General features: G+C 74.2%; 14 protein-coding genes and 1 riboswitch. Of the genes, 7 read left to right on the forward strand and 7 right to left on the reverse strand.

Annotated elements, in window-relative coordinates; genetic code table 11:
• Positions 1–75: 75 nt before the first annotated feature.
• From MW084_RS01890 to MW084_RS01900, 3 genes are all read right to left on the reverse strand, one after another.
• Positions 76–891, reverse strand: coding sequence for an enhanced serine sensitivity protein SseB C-terminal domain-containing protein (locus MW084_RS01890; protein ID WP_372499226.1), 816 nt, complete (start codon positions 889–891; stop codon positions 76–78).
• 53 nt (positions 892–944) lie between these two features.
• Positions 945–1,724, reverse strand: a complete 780-nt coding sequence (locus tag MW084_RS01895) for an enhanced serine sensitivity protein SseB (RefSeq protein ID WP_010471177.1) — start codon at positions 1,722–1,724, stop codon at positions 945–947.
• A gap of 80 nt (positions 1,725–1,804) precedes the next feature.
• A complete protein-coding gene (locus tag MW084_RS01900; protein ID WP_010471176.1) occupies positions 1,805–2,449 on the reverse strand; it encodes an AAA family ATPase in 645 nt (214 codons plus the stop codon).
• Between the two features lie 152 nt (positions 2,450–2,601).
• Positions 2,602–2,699, forward strand: a riboswitch (glycine riboswitch).
• A 161-nt stretch (positions 2,700–2,860) separates the two neighbouring features.
• Here MW084_RS01900 and gcvT point away from each other — a divergent pair.
• The 4 genes from gcvT (at position 2,861) to MW084_RS01920 (ending at position 7,278) form a co-directional block, all read left to right on the forward strand.
• Positions 2,861–3,976 carry a glycine cleavage system aminomethyltransferase GcvT gene (gcvT, locus tag MW084_RS01905; RefSeq protein WP_010471175.1) on the forward strand — a complete coding sequence of 372 codons (1,116 nt, stop codon included), beginning with the start codon at positions 2,861–2,863 and terminating at the stop codon, positions 3,974–3,976.
• Between the two features lie 95 nt (positions 3,977–4,071).
• The gene (gcvH, locus tag MW084_RS01910) at positions 4,072–4,446 is read left to right on the forward strand and encodes a glycine cleavage system protein GcvH (protein WP_010471173.1); all 375 of its coding nucleotides are present in this window, start codon (positions 4,072–4,074) and stop codon (positions 4,444–4,446) included.
• Positions 4,447–4,480: 34 nt separating this feature from the next.
• Positions 4,481–5,740, forward strand: coding sequence for a serine hydroxymethyltransferase (gene glyA / locus MW084_RS01915; RefSeq protein WP_010471170.1), 1,260 nt, complete (start codon positions 4,481–4,483; stop codon positions 5,738–5,740).
• Positions 5,741–5,910: 170 nt separating this feature from the next.
• Positions 5,911–7,278 (forward strand): L-serine ammonia-lyase, encoded by a 1,368-nt coding sequence (locus MW084_RS01920; RefSeq protein ID WP_010471167.1) that lies wholly within the window; start codon positions 5,911–5,913, stop codon positions 7,276–7,278.
• 166 nt (positions 7,279–7,444) lie between these two features.
• On the opposite strand, the gene MW084_RS01925 is transcribed toward MW084_RS01920, so the two are convergent.
• The 4 genes from MW084_RS01925 to MW084_RS01940 form a co-directional block, all read right to left on the reverse strand.
• The gene (locus MW084_RS01925) at positions 7,445–7,660 is read right to left on the reverse strand and encodes an EF-hand domain-containing protein (RefSeq protein WP_010471165.1); all 216 of its coding nucleotides are present in this window, start codon (positions 7,658–7,660) and stop codon (positions 7,445–7,447) included.
• A 519-nt stretch (positions 7,661–8,179) separates the two neighbouring features.
• Positions 8,180–8,698 (reverse strand): ATP-binding protein, encoded by a 519-nt coding sequence (locus tag MW084_RS01930; RefSeq protein ID WP_193789347.1) that lies wholly within the window; start codon positions 8,696–8,698, stop codon positions 8,180–8,182.
• Between the two features lie 299 nt (positions 8,699–8,997).
• Positions 8,998–9,765, reverse strand: coding sequence for an enoyl-CoA hydratase/isomerase family protein (locus tag MW084_RS01935; RefSeq protein WP_010471157.1), 768 nt, complete (start codon positions 9,763–9,765; stop codon positions 8,998–9,000).
• 86 nt (positions 9,766–9,851) lie between these two features.
• Positions 9,852–11,111 (reverse strand): L,D-transpeptidase, encoded by a 1,260-nt coding sequence (locus tag MW084_RS01940; RefSeq protein WP_078571749.1) that lies wholly within the window; start codon positions 11,109–11,111, stop codon positions 9,852–9,854.
• A 337-nt stretch (positions 11,112–11,448) separates the two neighbouring features.
• On the opposite strand from MW084_RS01940, the gene glgX reads away from it, so the two are divergent.
• The 3 genes from glgX to MW084_RS01955 all read left to right on the forward strand — a co-directional run bounded on the left by glgX (position 11,449) and on the right by MW084_RS01955 (position 17,695).
• Positions 11,449–13,767 carry a glycogen debranching protein GlgX gene (glgX, locus tag MW084_RS01945; protein WP_039829384.1) on the forward strand — a complete coding sequence of 773 codons (2,319 nt, stop codon included), beginning with the start codon at positions 11,449–11,451 and terminating at the stop codon, positions 13,765–13,767.
• A 230-nt stretch (positions 13,768–13,997) separates the two neighbouring features.
• Positions 13,998–15,815 (forward strand): ABC transporter ATP-binding protein, encoded by a 1,818-nt coding sequence (locus tag MW084_RS01950; protein ID WP_010471151.1) that lies wholly within the window; start codon positions 13,998–14,000, stop codon positions 15,813–15,815.
• On the forward strand, positions 15,812–17,695 hold the full coding sequence (locus MW084_RS01955; RefSeq protein ID WP_010471148.1) for an ABC transporter ATP-binding protein: 1,884 nt from the start codon (positions 15,812–15,814) through the stop codon (positions 17,693–17,695). Before MW084_RS01950 ends, MW084_RS01955 begins: the two co-directional genes overlap by 4 nt.
• Positions 17,696–17,728 lie beyond the last annotated feature (33 nt).

Raw genomic sequence — 17,728 nt, forward strand, 5'->3', positions numbered from 1 at the left:
CATCCCGGACAAGCCTCCCGCCGGGCCCGGCCGGCCGCCGTGCGGCGGGCCGGGCGGGAAGCGCCCGACGGGAGGTCAGCCCTGCTGCGGGTAGCCGTAGGCGGCGGGTCCGGGCCGGGGCGCGAGGTGGGCCTCGCGGTCGTAGAAGGGGCGGGCGTTGGCGCGCAGCCACAGCGCGACCGGATCGTGCCCGTCGGACATGGCGACCGTCGACACGGGCAGCCCGTCGGGGACGGCCGCGACGGACTGCCGCATCATCGCGCGGACCGTCTCGACGGACGCGTGGTCCGTGTCGTAGAGGTCGAGGCCGATGGCGAGGTACGGGCCGCCCAGGGACGGCTGCACCCAGGCGCGGCGCAGGGAGCGCACGGCGGGGGTGCGGTGGGCGTTCTGGGTGAGCAGGCCGTAGAACTGCGGCAGCTCGACGGCGGGCTCGGAGAGCCGCAGCGGACCGGCCGGCATGCGGTCCAGGCCGGTCGCGATCCGGCGCAGGTCGGCCCAGGGGACGCCGACGCCCCCGCCGGGGGCGTGCGGGTTGAGCCAGACGCCCCACCGGTCGGGGTAGAGGGCGCGGGCCACGTCGCGGACGGCGGCGACCTCGTGGGCACGGCTCCAGCCGGAGACCGCGAGCTCCCGGGCGGAGGTGACGCAGGGGGCGTAACCGAGGCCGTCGACCTGCATGTTCCCGTACTGGGCGTCGGGGGATCCGGCCTGGCCGTGCCAGAGCAGCATCCACACCTGCCCCTCGGCGAGGGCGTGGAGCAGCGCCTCGTACGCGTCGTAACGCCCGGGGGCGACCTGCCGGAGCATGTCCTCGACCTTCCCCGAAGGTCCCGGCTCCGCCCGGCCGGAGGAGGCCCCGCCGCCCGCCGCCGTGCCTGATGCGCTCACCCGATCCCGCCCCTCGTTCGCAGACTTCCGGTCCAGCTTAAGGGGGCGCCCGGTCAGGAGCCGCGCTCGCGGCGGTAGAAGGGGCGCACCTTTCGGAGCATCCAGTCGCCGACGGGGTCGTGGGCGATGTCGAGGAGGACCAGGTTGACCGGCCAGGGCACGGGGACGGCGCCCAGGGCGCGGCCGAGGGCGTCGAGGGGGGCCGTGCGGTCGGCGGTCTCCGGGGAGAGGAGCTGCACGCCGACGAAGAGGGCGGGGGGATCGCCCTCGACGCTGGCGAGGGCGCGCCGGGCGGTGAGCACCGCCCCGGTCGCCTCGAACTCGGCGCCCGCGGCGGAGAGGAAGCCGACGGGGTCGTCCTGCCAGTCGGGTTCGAACAGCCGGACGCGCGCCCCGGACGCGGGCCCGTCGAGGGGGCCGCGTCCGACGCGGCACAGCTCGGCGACGGCGGGCGGCGGGAGGGGCGCCCCGACGGTGCCGCCGGGGTTGAGGACGAGGCCGAGCTGCGGCGGCAGTCCGCGGGCGAACTCGACGGCCGGGGCGACGGCGTACGCCATGTGTCCGCCGGCGCAGGCGCGGAACTGGCTCTCGGAGGTGAACACCGGCACGTACGGCAGGCCGTCCAGCTCCAGCGTGGGGAGGTCGAGACCGGGCGCCCCGGGGCCGGCGCTCTCGGGGGAGCCGCCCTCGGGCAGGGGCACCCAGACCGGGCTGCGGCCCAGGACCTCGACGATGCGGGCACCGGCGGCGCCCTGGCCCACGGAGGCGGACAGGACCTCCTCCAGTTCGTTGGACGGCCATGCGGCGTCGACTGCGGCGGGTGCGGTGTCCACGGTGTCCCTGCGTCCTTCCCGGTCGTCCGGTGCCTGCCTCGGCACCCTAGCGCGCGGGGCGCGGGGCGCGGGGCGCCGGATCAGCGGAAGCGGACCCGGGTCAGGGCCGCGGCCGCCGCGCGGTCGAGGAGGAGGGCGGAGCCGCAGCCGGCAGGCAGGACGCCCCGCTCGGCGTCGCGGACGAGCCGGCCGACAGCCCTGCGGTGCCGGGCGAAGGCGTAGGAGGAGACGCCCCTCCCCCGCTCCCGCTGGCCCTCGCGGGCGGTGTCGGGGTCGACGTCGAGGAGCACCAGGTGCAGCGTGCCGCCCCGGCGGCGGGCCTCGCGGGCGAGCCAGCGGCGCACCCAGGACTGGGTGCCGCAGTCGTGGACGACGACGCCCCGGCCGGCGCGCAGCCGGGCCCGCAGGCCGGCGTAGTGGGCGGCGCGGACCAGGGGCCGGTAGGCGGCGTACGGCAGGAGGTGCGGCATGCGACTCTCCCAGCGGTCGCGGGCGTCCTGGGAGTCGACGGCGCGGTCGGGGGCGATCCGCCGGATGAGGGTGGACTTGCCGCTGCCGGGCAGTCCGGAGACGACGACCACGTCGGCCTCGGCGAAGGCCAGCTCGCACGGGACGCGCCCGCCGCGCCCCCTGAGGTCCCGGAGGACCGGGACGGCGGCCGTGCGGGCGGGCAGCGCCGGAGGCACCCCCGCGGTCGTGGCGTACGCGCCGGACCGCTGCGACATGATGGCCCTCCCGAGCTCGGCTCCCCCACAGCCTGCCCGAGAAGTGTAAAGAAACAGTAATAGGGTAGGGGCGATTCGCCGACAAGCCGAGGGTTTGCCGATCCGGGCCCTCGTGCGATGATGTGCGCGCCGACAACCGCATACAGGCCGCTCGAATCCGTGCGGGAGAGTTCCGGGCCGGCGACGGCCCGGGCGCCGAAGGAGCAAGTTCCTCCCTTGAATCTCTCAGGCCCCGCACCGCACGGATGAGGCAGATCTGAAAAGCGAGCCGTTCCCCGTACCGCCGGGGCGCCGCTCCACCCAAGGTGCAAGCCGCGCTCCCGGCCGGGGTCGCGGCGAACCTCTCAGGTTCCGATGACAGATGGGGAGGATCGTCCTCGCCATTCATGCCCCGGACCTGGGAGCCCTTTCATGAGCACTTCCCCCCGCCGCACGGCCCTCGATGCGCTGCATCGTTCGCTGGGCGCGACCATGACCGACTTCGCCGGCTGGGACATGCCGCTGCGGTACGGCAGCGAGCGCGACGAGCACACCGCCGTGCGCACCAGGGCCGGCCTGTTCGACCTCTCCCACATGGGTGAGATCACCGTCACCGGCGCGCAGGCCGCCGACCTCCTCGACCGCGCCCTGGTCGGCAACATCGGCGGCGTCGGCGTGGGCCGCGCCCGCTACACGATGATCTGCCGCGAGGACGGCGGCATCCTCGACGACCTGATCGTGTACCGGCTCGCCGAGCAGGAGTACATGGTCGTCGCCAACGCCTCCAACGCCCAGGTGGTGCTGGACGCGCTGACCGAGCGCGCCGCCGGCTTCGACGCCGAGGTCCGCGACGACCGCGACGCGTACGCGCTGATCGCCGTCCAGGGCCCCGAGTCGCCCGGCATCCTGAAGTCGCTCACCGACGCCGACCTGGACGGCCTGAAGTACTACGCGGGCCTGCCCGGCACGGTCGCCGGCGTCCCGGCGCTGATCGCCCGCACGGGCTACACCGGCGAGGACGGCTTCGAGCTGTTCACCGCGCCGGAGCACGCCGAGACCCTGTGGAAGGCGCTGACCGAGGCGGGCGAGGGCGCCGGGCTGATCCCGTGCGGCCTGTCCTGCCGGGACACGCTCCGCCTGGAGGCCGGCATGCCGCTGTACGGGCACGAGCTGACGACCGACCTGACCCCCTTCGACGCGGGCCTGGGCCGGGTCGTGAAGTTCGAGAAGGCCGGCGACTTCGTGGGCCGCGCCGCGCTGGAGGAGGCCGCCGCCCGCGCCGAGACCGCGCCGCCGCGCAAGCTGGTCGGCCTGGTCGCCGAGGGCCGCCGCGTGCCGCGCGCCGGGATGCCCGTGGTCGCCGGCGGCCGGGTGGTCGGCGAGGTCACCTCGGGCGCCCCGTCGCCGACGCTGGGCAAGCCGATCGCCATGGCCTACGTGGACGCCGAGTACGCCGCTCCGGGCACGCCGGGCGTGGGCGTCGACATCCGCGGTACCCACGAGCCGTACGAGGTCGTGGCGCTGCCGTTCTACAAGCGGCAGAAGTGACACGCTCGCCGGTGCCGCCCCCGCGGCGCCGGGCCTGACCCCGTACCCCCCTCCCCGTTCACCACCACCCACGCCCGTACAGGAGAATCCAGACCATGAGCAACCCCCAGCAGCTGCGCTACAGCAAGGAACACGAGTGGCTGTCGCCCGCCGAGGACGGCGTCGCGACGATCGGCATCACGGAGCACGCGGCGAACGCCCTGGGCGACGTCGTGTACGTCCAGCTCCCGGAGGTGGGCGACACCGTCACCGCGGGCGAGACCTGCGGCGAGTTGGAGTCCACCAAGTCCGTCAGCGACCTGTACTCGCCGGTCAGCGGCGAGGTCGTCGAGGCGAACCAGGAGGTCGTGGACGACCCCTCGCTGGTGAACAGCGCGCCGTTCGAGGGCGGCTGGCTGTTCAAGGTCCGCGTCACCGAGGAGCCGGACGACCTGCTCTCCGCCGACGAGTACACCGAGTTCGCCGGCTGACCCGTCCGACACCCACACCCGTAGGGACCGCGTGATGTCGCTTCTGAACACCCCCCTCCACGAGCTGGACCCGGATGTCGCCGCCGCCGTCGACGCCGAGCTCCGCCGCCAGCAGAACACCCTGGAGATGATCGCCTCGGAGAACTTCGCTCCGGTCGCGGTCATGGAGGCCCAGGGTTCCGTCCTCACCAACAAGTACGCCGAGGGCTACCCCGGCCGCCGCTACTACGGCGGCTGCGAGCACGTCGACGTGGTCGAGCAGATCGCCATCGACCGCATCAAGGAGCTGTTCGGCGCCGAGCACGCCAACGTGCAGCCGCACTCCGGCGCGCAGGCCAACGCCGCGGCGATGTTCGCCCTGCTCAAGCCGGGTGACACGATCATGGGTCTGAACCTCGCCCACGGCGGGCACCTGACCCACGGCATGAAGATCAACTTCTCCGGCAAGCTGTACAACGTGGTCGCGTACCACGTGGACGACGCGACGGGCCAGGTCGACATGGCCGAGGTCGAGCGCCTCGCCAAGGAGGCCAAGCCGAAGCTGATCATCGCCGGCTGGTCGGCGTACCCGCGCCAGCTCGACTTCGCGGCGTTCCGCCGGATCGCCGACGAGGTCGGCGCGTACCTGATGGTCGACATGGCCCACTTCGCGGGCCTGGTCGCGGCCGGGCTCCACCCGAACCCGGTGCCGCACGCCCACGTGGTCACCACGACCACGCACAAGACGCTGGGCGGCCCGCGCGGCGGTGTCATCCTGTCGACCGCCGAGCTCGCCAAGAAGATCAACTCCTCGGTCTTCCCCGGCCAGCAGGGCGGCCCGCTGGAGCACGTCATCGCGGCCAAGGCGGTCTCCTTCAAGGTCGCGGCGAGCGAGGAGTTCAAGGAGCGCCAGCAGCGCACCCTGGACGGCGCGAGGATCATCGCGGAGCGCCTGGTCCGGGCCGACGTGGCCGAGGCGGGCGTCTCCGTCCTGTCCGGCGGCACGGACGTGCACCTCGTCCTGGTCGACCTGCGCAACAGCGAGCTCGACGGCCAGCAGGCCGAGGACCGCCTCCACGAGATCGGCATCACGGTCAACCGGAACGCCATCCCGAACGACCCGCGCCCCCCGATGGTCACGTCGGGCCTGCGCATCGGCACCCCGGCGCTGGCCACCCGCGGCTTCCAGGCCGAGGACTTCTCCGAGGTCGCCGACGTCATCGCCGAGGCGCTGAAGCCGTCGTACGACGCGGAGGCGCTGAAGGCCCGGGTCACGGCTCTCGCCGCCAGGCACCCGCTCTACCCCGGCCTGTAGGAGTGTCCGGCGCCCCGGCGCCGGGTACCCGACAGACCGCACCGCGGGGCATCGCGCACACTGGGGACAGTGGGTGCGGTGCCCCGTGCCGTGCGCACCCCACCACCCAGCCCCTCCCTGCACCACCCCCGCGGCAGACGGCGGCGTCCACCACCCCAAGGAGTACTCCCGTGGCCATCTCGGTCTTCGACCTGTTCTCGATCGGCATCGGCCCGTCCAGCTCCCACACCGTCGGCCCCATGCGGGCGGCCCGGATGTTCGTGCACCGCCTGAAGAACGACGGCCTGCTCGCCCCCACGGCCTCGGTGCGCTGCGAGCTGTACGGCTCGCTGGGCGCCACCGGCCACGGCCACGGCACCCCCAAGGCCGTCCTGCTGGGCCTGGAGGGCAGCTCGCCCCGGACCGTCGACGTGGAGAGCGCCGACGAGCAGGTCGAGCGGATCAAGGAGAGCGGGCGGATCAACCTGCTCGGCGCCCACGAGATCGGCTTCGACTTCGACGCCGACCTGGTCCTGCACCGCCGCAAGGCGCTCCCGTACCACGCCAACGGCATGACCCTGTGGGCGTACGACGCCGAGGGCGCGACGCTGCTGGAGAAGACGTACTACTCGGTCGGCGGCGGGTTCGTCGTCGACGAGGACGCCGTGGGCGCGGACCGGATCAAGCTCGACGACACCGTCCTGAAGTACCCGTTCCGCACGGGCGACGAGCTGCTGCGCCTCACCCGCGAGACCGGCCTGTCGATCTCCGCGCTGATGCTGGAGAACGAGAAGGCCTGGCGCACGGAGGACGAGATCCGCGCCGGCCTGCTGGAGATCTGGCGCGTCATGCGGGAGTGCGTCGACCGCGGCATGTCGCGCGAGGGCATCCTGCCGGGCGGCCTGAAGGTCCGCCGCCGCGCCGCGACTACCGCCCGCAAGCTGCGCTCCGAGGGCGACGCCCAGGCCCTCTCCATGGAGTGGATCACCCTGTACGCGATGGCGGTCAACGAGGAGAACGCCGCCGGCGGCCGGGTCGTCACCGCCCCGACGAACGGCGCCGCCGGCATCATCCCGGCGGTGCTGCACTACTACGTGAACTTCGTGCCGGGCGCCGACGAGGAGGGCGTCGTCCGCTTCCTCCTCGCGGCGGGCGCGATCGGCATGCTGTTCAAGGAGAACGCCTCCATCTCCGGTGCCGAGGTCGGCTGCCAGGGCGAGGTCGGCTCGGCCTGCTCGATGGCGGCGGGCGCCCTCGCCGAGGTCCTGGGCGGCTCCCCCGAGCAGGTGGAGAACGCCGCCGAGATCGGCATGGAGCACAACCTGGGCCTGACCTGCGACCCGGTCGGCGGCCTGGTCCAGATCCCGTGCATCGAGCGCAACGGCATGGCCGCCGTGAAGGCCGTGACGGCGGCCCGGATGGCGATGCGGGGCGACGGCAGCCACAAGGTCTCCCTGGACAAGGTCATCAAGACGATGAAGGAGACCGGCGCGGACATGTCGGTCAAGTACAAGGAGACCGCCCGCGGCGGCCTCGCGGTGAACATCATCGAGTGCTGAGCGGACGGTGCCGGGGCGTTCTGGTCCCGGCGCCACGGGGCCGGGACGGGGCCGGGGCCGAAGCCGCCCCGCCCTCCCACCGGCTCCCGTCCGGCTCCGCGCACGCCCGGGGGGCGTCACCCGTGACAACCGCGACGGTGACGCCCCCCGGGGCGTGCGGGGCGGCTCAGGCCCCGGTGAGGCGCGCCCGGAACTCGTCCCAGCTCAGCTTGCCGTCGGCGTTGCCGTCCTGGGCGTTGATGACCGCCTGGGCGACCGTCTCGGTGACGTGGAAGTCGCCGAGCTGCGCCATGACGCTCTTGTACTCCGCGGCCGTGATGAACCCGTCGCCGTCCACGTCGTAACGGTCGAAAGCCTTGCGCGCGGCCTCGATGTCCGCCATCGCTCCACCCCTTCGTATGTCTGTGCTACGGCGGCAAGGGTAGCGGCAGGGGCGGCGGCCGGACGCGGCGGGCCGCGGGTGGGGGGCGCCCCTGCCGCGACCGGACCACCCGGGACGCCGTCCGGACCGGGGGCGGCCCGGACGGGGGGTCGGACGGGAGGTTCGGCAGGCGGTTTCGGCTCAGCGCCCCGCCGACTTCGCGGATCGTCGGCCTGGTCGGCCCGGAAGCACCCGGCACTCCGAAAGCACTCGACTGACCCCGTAGTCACTCGCGGTTTTCCAGGCGAGTGCCCCATGTCACCTTCGAATCCTCAAGCAAATGTCGGCTTTGATTGACTATGTAGCCGCCTGGGCGTTTGGCGGCGAGGGCCGTGTCTGCCATAGTCGAGTCGTACGACTCCCTTGACCCGGGCCAGGTCGTCGTCGGCGCCACCGGACACACCCCTGTTCCCGTCTGCGGCGCCCCGTCCGGAAGCCCCCGCCGCGCCCCACGACGGTGCGCAGGGGGCTTCCGCGCGTTCAGCGGTCGACGACCCTCAGTTCGAACCAGCAGCTCTTGCCGCGCGGCAGGAGGTCGACGCCCCAGCGCTCCGAGAGCTCGTCGACGACGCGCAGTCCCCGCCCTCCGACGTCGGTGCCCCGCGCGGGCATGAGGCAGGGCAGGCCGCGCGACGGATCGCGCACCTCCACCCGGATCCGGCCACCGCGGAGGCGGTACATGCGCAGACCCACCTCGCGGGCGCCCGTGTGCAGTACGGCGTTGGCGACGAGTTCGGAGACGAGCAGGACCGCGTCCTCGGCGGCCTGCGGGCCGAGCGACCAGACGCGCAGGACCACGCACCGGGTGAGCCGGCGGGCGATCGCGGCGGACTCGGGGCGGGACGGCAGCCGCACCTCGCCCGCGCTCGGATCGCCGTACCGCTCAAGGGCCTTGAGGGCCTGCCCGTCGTCCGCGGAGGGCGCCCGCCTCGCCCCGGTGGCACCGCCGCACTGCCACGGTCGCTCCACACCATCAAGCCCCGCCATGCCCTCCATCATGGCCGTCCGACGGGGCCCGCGGAGCGGTTCCGCGGGATTCGGGGCGGCGGAAGCGGTGCTCCCGCGGCCCGCGAACGGCATATGACACCAGCACAGGACAACGACTGTACCTGCGCCGACCTGCGAGGACGCGCGGCGCCGACCGGGTGGCGGAGATGGCCGACCCGTGTCGTCCCGGCGGTTCCCCGAGGGGCCCCAAACCACTCGTACGGTGGAACCGCCGGCGACTCCTCCTCGACCTCGGGCCGGAACGCCACCCGGGCGGCCCGGGCGGCCTGGACAGCCCGGGCGGCCCGCGATCAGAGGAACTTGGCCTTGCCGGGGCCCTCCTCGACGAAGCTGCGCATGCCGCGCTCCCGGTCCTCGGTGGCGAACAGGCCCGCGAACCAGTTGCGTTCGACGGCCAGGCCGGTGTCGATGTCCGTCTCCAGGCCCACGTCCACCGACTCCTTGGCGGCGCGCAGGGCGAGCGCCGGGCCCTGCGCGAGCTTCGCCGCCCAGGCGTGCGCCTGCTCGTACACCTCGGCGGCGGGGACGACCCGGTCGACCAGGCCGATCGCCAGGGCCTCGTCGGCCCTGACGTGGCGGCCGGTGAAGATGAGGTCCTTGGCCTTGGAGGGGCCGACGAGGCGGGCGAGCCGCTGGGTGCCGCCCGCGCCGGGGATCAGGCCGAGCAGGATCTCGGGCTGGCCCAGCTTCGCGTTGTCGGCGGCGATGCGGAAGTCGGCGCACAGCGCCAGCTCGCAGCCGCCGCCCAGCGCGTAGCCGGTGACCGCGGCGACCACGGGCTTGGGGATGCGGGCGACGGCGGTGAAGGAGTCCTGCAGGGCCTTGCCGCGCAGCACCATGGCCGTGTGGTCCATGTCCTGCATCTCCTTGATGTCCGCCCCGGCGGCGAACACCTTCTCGCCGCCGTAGAGGACGACGGCGCGGACGTCGTCGCGGCCCGCGGCCTCCTCGGCGAGTTCCTTGAGCCGGTCCTGGGTGGCGACGTCCAACGCGTTCATCGGGGGGCGGTCCAGGCGGATGGTGCCCACGCCCGCGGAAACTTCGAGAGTCACTGTCATACGGGGCAGGTTAGCCGCCGTTAACGCCGCGGGGACCGGTGCGGTTCGTCACAGCACCGGTCCCCGCGGGCGGGTCCGCCGCCGGGTCAGGCGACCCACTCCGACCAGGGCATGTTCCAGCCGTTGAGACCGTTCTCCGGCTGGATCTGCTTGTCCTCGGAGTTCTTCACGACGATCACGTCGCCGATGATCGAGTTGTCGTAGAACCAGGCGGCGGGCATCGAGCCGTCGTGCGCGCCGCGCACGTCGCGCAGGCCGATGCAGCCGTGGCTGACGTTCTTCGAGCCGAAGGTCCCCGGCGACGCCCAGTAGTTGCCGTGGACGAAAGTGCCGGAGGTGGACAGGCGCATCGCGTGCGGCACGTCCTTGATGTCGTACTCGCCGCCGAAGCCGACGGTCGCGCCGTTCATCCGGGTCACCTTGTACTTCTCGCTGATGACCATCTGGCCGTTGTACGTGGTGGTGGACGGGGCGCCCGCGGTGATCGGGATCGTCCTGATCGTCTTGCCGTCGCGGACGACCGTCATGGTCTTGGCGCTCGCGTCGGCGGTGGAGACCTGGCTGCGGCCGATGGTGAAGCTGAACTTCTTGCTCTGCTTGCCGTAGACCCCGGGGCGGCCCTCGACGCCGTCCAGGTCGAGCTGGACGGTCACCCGGGTGCCGGGCGCCCAGTACTTCTCCGGGCGGAAGTCGAGCCGGTCGTTGCCGAACCAGTGGCCCTCGATCCGCACGGCCGGCACGGCGGTCACCTTCACGGCGGCCTCGACGGCCTCCGGGTTGGTGATGCCCCGGCTGAAGTTGATGGACACGGGCATGCCGACGCCGACGGTCTGGCCGTCCTCCGGCGTGTAGTGGCCGATGAAGGTGTTCTTCGGGGCGAGCGTGGTGAACGTGGTGTCCCTGGCGGACTCGCGGCCCTCCGCGTCCTCGGCGACCGCGTGCACCTTGTACCGGGTGGCCCCCGCGAGGTGCCTGACCGGCTGCCAGCTCGTGGCGTCCTTGGACAGGGCGCCCTCGACGGGCCGGCCCTTGGGGTCGGTGACGGTGACCGTGGTCAGCCTGCCGTTCCGCGCGGTGACCTTCAGCGCGCCGCTGGTGGCGACCGCGTCGGCGCCGTCCTTCGGCGCCACGGCGACCACGGCCCGCGAGGCGGCGTTCCCCGCCTGCCCCGAGCCGTTCCCGCCCGGCGCGCCGCCCTTCCCCGCGTCCGCCGGGTCCCCGCCTCCGCACGCGGTGACGAGCAACAACAGCATTCCGGCGACGGCGGCCAGCGGCCCTGTGCCCCGGCCGCGCCGGCTCCGCGGCGCGCCTCCGGCCGACGCCCCCGATATCGGCTGCCCCTTCACGATGAACTCTCCCCTCGCACGGCCCGGCACCGCCACGGCCTGCACCCCCGCGTGCTGCACTCGCACGCACCGCGTCAGATAATCACACTGCTCGTGCCGCCAAGACCGCCGGACTGTCACCGTTCGGTCCCAACTCCTCCCCATGACGTCCCTTTGGGCCCGGACACTTCCCCGCCCCGGCCCGCCGCCGGGGGCGCGTCCGGGCGGCGCCCGTACGGGCGTGCGCGCGACGGCCCATGTTGGGACCGGTCCGGCCCGGGCAGAACACGGGGAGGACCGGAGCGGGGCCGTCGTGGGCCCCCGCCCGGTCGCCGTACGGACGGCGGGAGGCCGGCGGATGTCGAGCGCAGCCGAACAGAGCCCAGCCCAGGACGCGGCGCCGGAGGTGCCGGACGCCTCCCGCGGGGCGCACCGCGCGGAGCCCGGCGGGCCGCGCCGCGGCGCGCGGGCGGTCACCCACACCGGCCCCGGGGCCGGCGGGGCCCCCTCGGCGCCGGCCCCGGGGCCCGTCTGGCCGGGGTCGTCCACGCCGCTGGGCGCCCGCTTCCGGGCCGGCCCCGACGGGGTGGCCGGCACCAACTTCGCGCTGTGGGCGGGCGGTGCCGAGGCCGTCGAGGTGTGCCTGTTCGCGCCGGACGGCACGGAGACGCGGGTGGGGCTGACGGAGCTGACGCACGAGATCTGGCACGGCTTCGTACCGGGCGTGCTGCCGGGCCGTCGCTACGGGTACCGGGTCCACGGCCGGTGGGACCCGTGGACCGGCGCCCGCTGGAACCCGGCGAAGCTGCTCCTCGACCCGTACGCCCGCGCGGTGGACGGCGACTTCGGCGCGCTGCCGCCGGAGGTGTACGGGCACGTGCGGGACTGGCCGGACCAGCACGTCGCGGACACCGTGCGCGACGACCGCGACTCGGCGCCGTACGTGCCGAAGGGCGTCGTGGTCCACGACGACGCGCCCGGCGACGAGTGGGCCGACGACCGCAGGCCCAAGACGCCCTGGGCGGACTCCGTCATCTACGAGCTCCACGTGCGGGGCTTCACCATGCGCCACCCCGGCGTCCCCGAGGAGCTGCGCGGCACCTACGCGGGCCTCGCGCACCCGGCGGCGGTGGAGCACCTCGTGCGGCTCGGCGTGACGGCGGTGGAGCTGCTGCCGGTGCACCAGTTCGCGCACGAGGACCACCTGCTGCGGCGCGGGCTGCGCAACCACTGGGGCTACAACTCCATCGGCTACTTCGCGCCCCACGCTGCGTACGCGGCGACCGGGACGGGCGGGCAGCAGGTCGGGGAGTTCCGGCGGATGGTGCGCGCCCTGCACGAGGCCGGCATCGAGGTGATCCTCGACGTGGTCTACAACCACACGGCGGAGGCCGGCGAGCTGGGACCCATGCTGTCGCTGCGCGGGATCGACAACCGGGGCTACTACCGGCTCCAGGCGGACGCCCGCCGGTACGCCGACTACACCGGGTGCGGCAACACGCTGCACGTCGTACAGCCGCAGGTACTGCGGCTCATCACCGACTCGCTGCGCTACTGGGTCACCGAGATGGGCGTGGACGGCTTCCGCTTCGACCTGGCGGCGGCGCTGGCCCGGTCGATGCACGACGTGGACATGCTCTCCCCGTTCCTGGCGGTGATCGCGCAGGACCCGGTGCTGCGGCGGGTGAAGCTGATCGCCGAGCCCTGGGACGTGGGCGGCGGCTACCGGGTGGGCGGCTTCCCGCCGCTGTGGACGGAGTGGAACGACCGGTACCGGAACGCGGTGCGGGACTTCTGGCGCGGCGCCCTGCCCGACGTGCGGGACCTGGGGTACCGGCTGTCGGGTTCGAGCGACCTGTACGCCTGGGGCGGGCGCCGCCCGTACGCCTCGGTCAACTTCGTCACCGCGCACGACGGCTTCACGCTGCGGGACCTCGTGTCGTACGGGCACAAGCACAACGAGGCCAACGGCGAGGACAACCGGGACGGCACGGACGACAACCGGTCCTGGAACTGCGGCGCCGAGGGCGAGACCGGCGACGAGGCGGTGAACGCGCTGCGCCGCCGCCAGATCCGCAACCTGCTGACCACGCTGCTGCTGTCCACGGGCGTGCCGATGCTCGTCGCGGGCGACGAGATGGGCCGTACGCAGGGCGGCAACAACAACGCCTACTGCCAGGACAACGAGACCGGCTGGGTGGACTGGTCGCTGCCGGACGAGCCGTGGGCGCGGGAGCTGCTCGCGCTGACCCGGAGGCTGCTGGCGCTGCGCCGGGCGCATCCGGTGCTGCGGCGCCGGGCGTTCTTCTCGGGCCGCCCGCAGCGCCCCGACGGGCTGCGGGACCTGGCGTGGTTCACGGCTCAGGCGGCGGAGATGACGGAGGGCGACTGGTACGCGCCGTCCCCGACGATCGCCTTCTACCTGTCGGGGCGGGACATCCCGGGACGCGACGAGCGCGGCCGGGCGGTCGTGGACGACAGCTTCCTGGTGGTCCTCCACGCGGGTGACGGGCCGATCGCGCACCGGCTGCCGGGGCCGCCGTGGGCGGAGGAGTACGAGCTGGTCGTCGACACCTCGCGGGAGGAGCAGGCGGAGGCGCCCGGCACGGTGTGCCGGGGCGGGGAGGCGGTGACGGTGCCGGCGAGGTCGGCGCTGCTGTGGCGGGTGGCCGGCTGAGGGGTGCCCGCCGGGGCGGCGGCGCGCNGGGGNGCGCGGGGGTGCGCGGGCGCGTACGGAAAGAGCGAGGAGCACGCGGGCGCGTACGGAAGCGGGCGCGTACGGAAGNNTTAGGTGTCGTCCGCAGCCCGGGGGGCGTGCGGGCGGGTGGGGAGGCGGGTGCCGGCGGGGACGCGCCCGGCGGAAAACCACGTGATCGATGTCAGCGGTGAACCCTAGGCTCGGTCCTGATGTCTGCCTCCGCCCTCACCCCCGCGCGTCCCTCCGTCCCCAAGCGCTCCGCCGTCCGCTCCCTGCTGCGGCTGTGGCCGTACCTGCGGCCGGTGCGCGCGCGGTTCCTCACCGCGGCGGTCGTCGCGGTGGTGGCGTCCTGCCTGGGGCTGGTCATCCCGCTGGTGCTGAAATGGATGGTGGACGGCCCCGTGGCCGACCGCGACCCGGACGGCGTGTGGCTGGGGGCGCTGGCCCTGCTGGCGCTCGGCGTGGCCGAGGCGCTGCTGTTCGGGTTCCGGCGCTGGCTGGTGGCGCGGCCGTCGACGAGGGTGGAGGCCGCCCTGCGCGCCGACCTGTACCGGCGGCTGCAGCGGCTGCCGGTGGCGTTCCACGACCGGTGGGCGTCGGGGCAGCTGCTGTCGCGCGGGACGACGGACCTGTCGCTGCTGCGGATGTTCCTCGTCTTCCCGCTGACGTTCCTGTTCGTCAACGGGGTCACGGTGCTCGCCGGTTTCGTGGTGCTGCTGTGGCAGGACTGGTCGCTGGGGCTGGTGCTGCTGCTGCCGGTGGTGCCGCTGGTGGCGGGCTGCTCGTGGTTCGAGACGCGGTACTCGAAGGTGGCGCGGCAGGCGCAGGACCAGGTGGGCGACCTGGCGACGCTGGTCGAGGAGAGCGTGCTCGGCATCCGCGTCGTGAAGGGCTTCGGGCGGCACCGCAGCCAGGCCCGGGCGTTCCGGGCGCTGGCGGAGCGGCTGCGCGGCACGGAGCTGCGCAAGGCGCGGCTGCTGGCGGGGATCTGGGCGTTCATCACGGCCGTCCCGGAGCTGGCCATCGGCGCCGCCCTGGTGCTGGGCACGGTGCAGGTGGCGGACGGGGACCTGTCGGCGGGGACGCTGGTGGCGTTCCTGTCGACGGCGCTGGCGCTGCGCTGGCCGGTGGAGTCGATCGGCTTCCTGCTCGCGATGAGCCAGGAGGCGGCGACCGCGACGGAGCGGTACTTCGAGGTGATGGACCAGGAGGAGGAGGCCGCGGACCGGCCGCCCGCGGCGACGGCCCCCGCGCGGGGCGCGCCGGACGGAGTGGTCTTCGAGGGCGTGGTCTTCCGCTACCCGGACGCCCCGGAGGACTCGCCGCCGGTGCTGCGCGGGGTGGACCTGCGGATCAGGCCGGGCGAGACCCTGGCGCTGGTGGGGACGACCGGCTCCGGCAAGACGACGCTGACGGCGCTGGTGCCCCGGCTGTACGAGCTGACGGAGGGCCGCATCCTGCTCGACGGCGAGGACGTCGCGGCGATGCCCCGGGAGCGGCTGCGGTCGCTGGTGGCCGTGGCGTTCGAGGACCCGACGCTGTTCTCCGCGAGCGTCCGGGAGAACGTGCTCATGGGCGCCGGCCCGGACGCCGGGGACGAGGAGCTGCGGCGGGCGCTGGACGTGGCGCAGGCCGGTTTCGTGGCGGACCTGCCGCAGGGGGCGGAGACCGAGGTGGGCGAGCAGGGCCTGAGCCTGTCCGGCGGGCAGCGGCAGCGGCTGGCGCTGGCCCGCGCGGTCGCCGGCAGGCCCCGGTTCCTCGTCCTGGACGACCCCCTGTCCGCGCTGGACGTGCACACGGAGGCGCTGGTGGAGGCCGCCCTGCGGGAGGTGCTGCGGGACACGACGGCGCTGGTCGTGGCGCACCGCCCCTCGACGGTGCTGCTCGCCGACCGGGTGGCGCTGCTGTCGGAGGGCAGGATCGCGGCGGTCGGGACGCACCAGGAGCTCCTGCGGACCAGCGCCGAGTACGCGTGGCTGATGTCGGGTGCGGCGGACGCGCCGGATGCGGAGGACGGGAAGCGATGACGGCTCAGGACCGGGCGCCGGGGAAGCGCGGTACCGCCCCCGGGAAGGAGGCGGCGGACGGGGCCGCGGCGGGCGACGGGCGGGATCCGTTCGACCGGGACGCGCTGCCCGTGCCGAAGGGCGCGACGGTCGCGCTGCTGCGGTCGCTGCTCGCGCCGCGGCGGGCGCGGGTGGCGCTGGCGGCGCTGCTGCTGCTCCTCCAGCAGGCGGCCGTGCAGGCGGGGCCGCTGCTCGTCGCGTACGCCATCGACCGCGCCGTGCCGGCGCTGCGCCAGGGCGACCACGGGCCGGTGGTCGCGGTGGCCGTCGGGTACGGGCTGTGCGCGCTGGGCGCGGGGCTGTTCCAGTACGGCTTCGTGGAGGCGTCGGCGCGGGTCAACCAGGACGTCCTGCTCGACCTGCGGGGCCGGATCTTCCGGCACGCGCAGGCGCTGAGCGTGGACTTCCACGAGCGGTACACGTCGGGGCGGCTGATCTCCCGGTCGACGACCGACGTGGAGTCGCTGCGGGAGCTGCTGGACGAAGGGCTCCAGGAGCTGGTCAACGTGGTGCTGTCGTTCGCCAGCATCTCGCTGGTCCTGCTGTGGCTGGACTGGGGCATCGGCGCGGTCGCGGTGGCGTCGTTCGTGCCGCTGTACCTGCTGGTGCGGGTGTACCGGCGGCGCGCGTCGGTGGCCTTCGGCGCGCGGTCCACGGCGATCGCGGCGGTCATCGTGAAGTTCGCGGAGACGATGAACGGCATCCGGCCGGTCCGGGCGTTCCGCCGGGAGCGGTCCAACGACGAGGTGTTCGCGTCCCTCAACCACCGCCACGAGCGGCGCAACGGCGACGCGATCCTGGAGATGGCCCGCTACGTGGTGGGCTCCCGGCTGGTGGCGAACACCGCCGTCGCCGGGATGGTGCTGTGGGGCGCCTACCGGGTGGCGGACGGCACGCTGGCGCTGGGCGTGCTGGCGGCGGCCGTGCTGTACGTGCGGCGGCTGTACGACCCGATCGACCGGCTGGGGATGTTCCTCAACGCGTACGAGTCGGCCGCCGCGTCCCTGGAGAAGATCGCCGGCCTGCTGGCGCAGCGCCCGACAGTGCCCGAGCCCGCGCCGGGGACGGCGCGGGAGCTGCCGCCCCGGCCGGACGGGGCGCCGGGCCGGGAGGTCGTGTTCGAGGGGGTGCGCTTCGCCTACCGGACGGGCGGCGAGGTGCTGCCGCGCTTCGACCTGGCGATCCCGGCGGGGCAGACGGTGGCCGTGGTCGGTTCGACGGGCGCGGGCAAGTCCACCCTGGCGAAGCTGCTGGCCCGCTTCTACGACCCCACCGAGGGGCGGGTCCTGCTCGACGGCGTGGACCTGCGCGAGCTGACCGTGCCGGAGCTGCGGCGCGGGGTGGTGATGGTGACGCAGGAGGCGTTCCTGTTCTCCGGGACGGTCGCGGAGAACATCGCGGTGGGCCGCCCGGACGCGACGCGGGAGGAGGTCGAGCGCGCCGCGAAGGCGATCGGCGCGCACGACTTCATCACGGCGCTCCCGGACGGGTACGACACCGACGTGCGCAAGCGCGGCGGGCGCATCTCGGCGGGCCAGCGGCAGCTGGTGGCGTTCGCCCGGGCGCTGCTCGCGGACCCGGGCGTGCTGATCCTGGACGAGGCGACCAGTTCGCTGGACGTCCCCGGGGAGCGGGCGGTGCAGCGGGCGATGGACACGGTGCTGCACGGCCGCACGGCGGTGGTGATCGCGCACCGGCTGTCCACGGTGGAGATCGCGGACCGGGTGCTGGTGATGGAGCGCGGCCGGATCGTGGAGGACGGGCCGCCCCGGCGGCTGATCGCCGGGGACGGCCGCTTCGCCGGCCTCCACCGGGCGTGGCGGGAGAGCCTGGTGGGGTGAGCCCGTCGCCGGCCGGGCGGCGGAAGCGGCGNA

Source organism: Streptomyces sudanensis, assembly GCF_023614315.1.
Lineage (GTDB): Bacteria > Actinomycetota > Actinomycetes > Streptomycetales > Streptomycetaceae > Streptomyces > Streptomyces sudanensis.

Excerpts from the sequence above, each read along its gene's own strand:
- MW084_RS01930 (WP_193789347.1), bottom strand. The coding sequence starts at position 8,698 with ATGATGGAGGGCATGGCGGGGCTTGATGGTGTGGAGCGACCGTGGCAG.
- MW084_RS01900 (WP_010471176.1), bottom strand. The coding sequence starts at position 2,449 with ATGTCGCAGCGGTCCGGCGCGTACGCCACGACCGCGGGGGTGCCTCCG.
- glyA (WP_010471170.1), top strand. The coding sequence starts at position 4,481 with ATGTCGCTTCTGAACACCCCCCTCCACGAGCTGGACCCGGATGTCGCC.
- MW084_RS01950 (WP_010471151.1), top strand. The coding sequence starts at position 13,998 with ATGTCTGCCTCCGCCCTCACCCCCGCGCGTCCCTCCGTCCCCAAGCGC.
- gcvH (WP_010471173.1), top strand. The coding sequence starts at position 4,072 with ATGAGCAACCCCCAGCAGCTGCGCTACAGCAAGGAACACGAGTGGCTG.
- MW084_RS01935 (WP_010471157.1), bottom strand. The coding sequence starts at position 9,765 with ATGACAGTGACTCTCGAAGTTTCCGCGGGCGTGGGCACCATCCGCCTG.
- gcvT (WP_010471175.1), top strand. The coding sequence starts at position 2,861 with ATGAGCACTTCCCCCCGCCGCACGGCCCTCGATGCGCTGCATCGTTCG.
- glgX (WP_039829384.1), top strand. The coding sequence starts at position 11,449 with ATGTCGAGCGCAGCCGAACAGAGCCCAGCCCAGGACGCGGCGCCGGAG.
- MW084_RS01925 (WP_010471165.1), bottom strand. The coding sequence starts at position 7,660 with ATGGCGGACATCGAGGCCGCGCGCAAGGCTTTCGACCGTTACGACGTG.
- MW084_RS01955 (WP_010471148.1), top strand. The coding sequence starts at position 15,812 with ATGACGGCTCAGGACCGGGCGCCGGGGAAGCGCGGTACCGCCCCCGGG.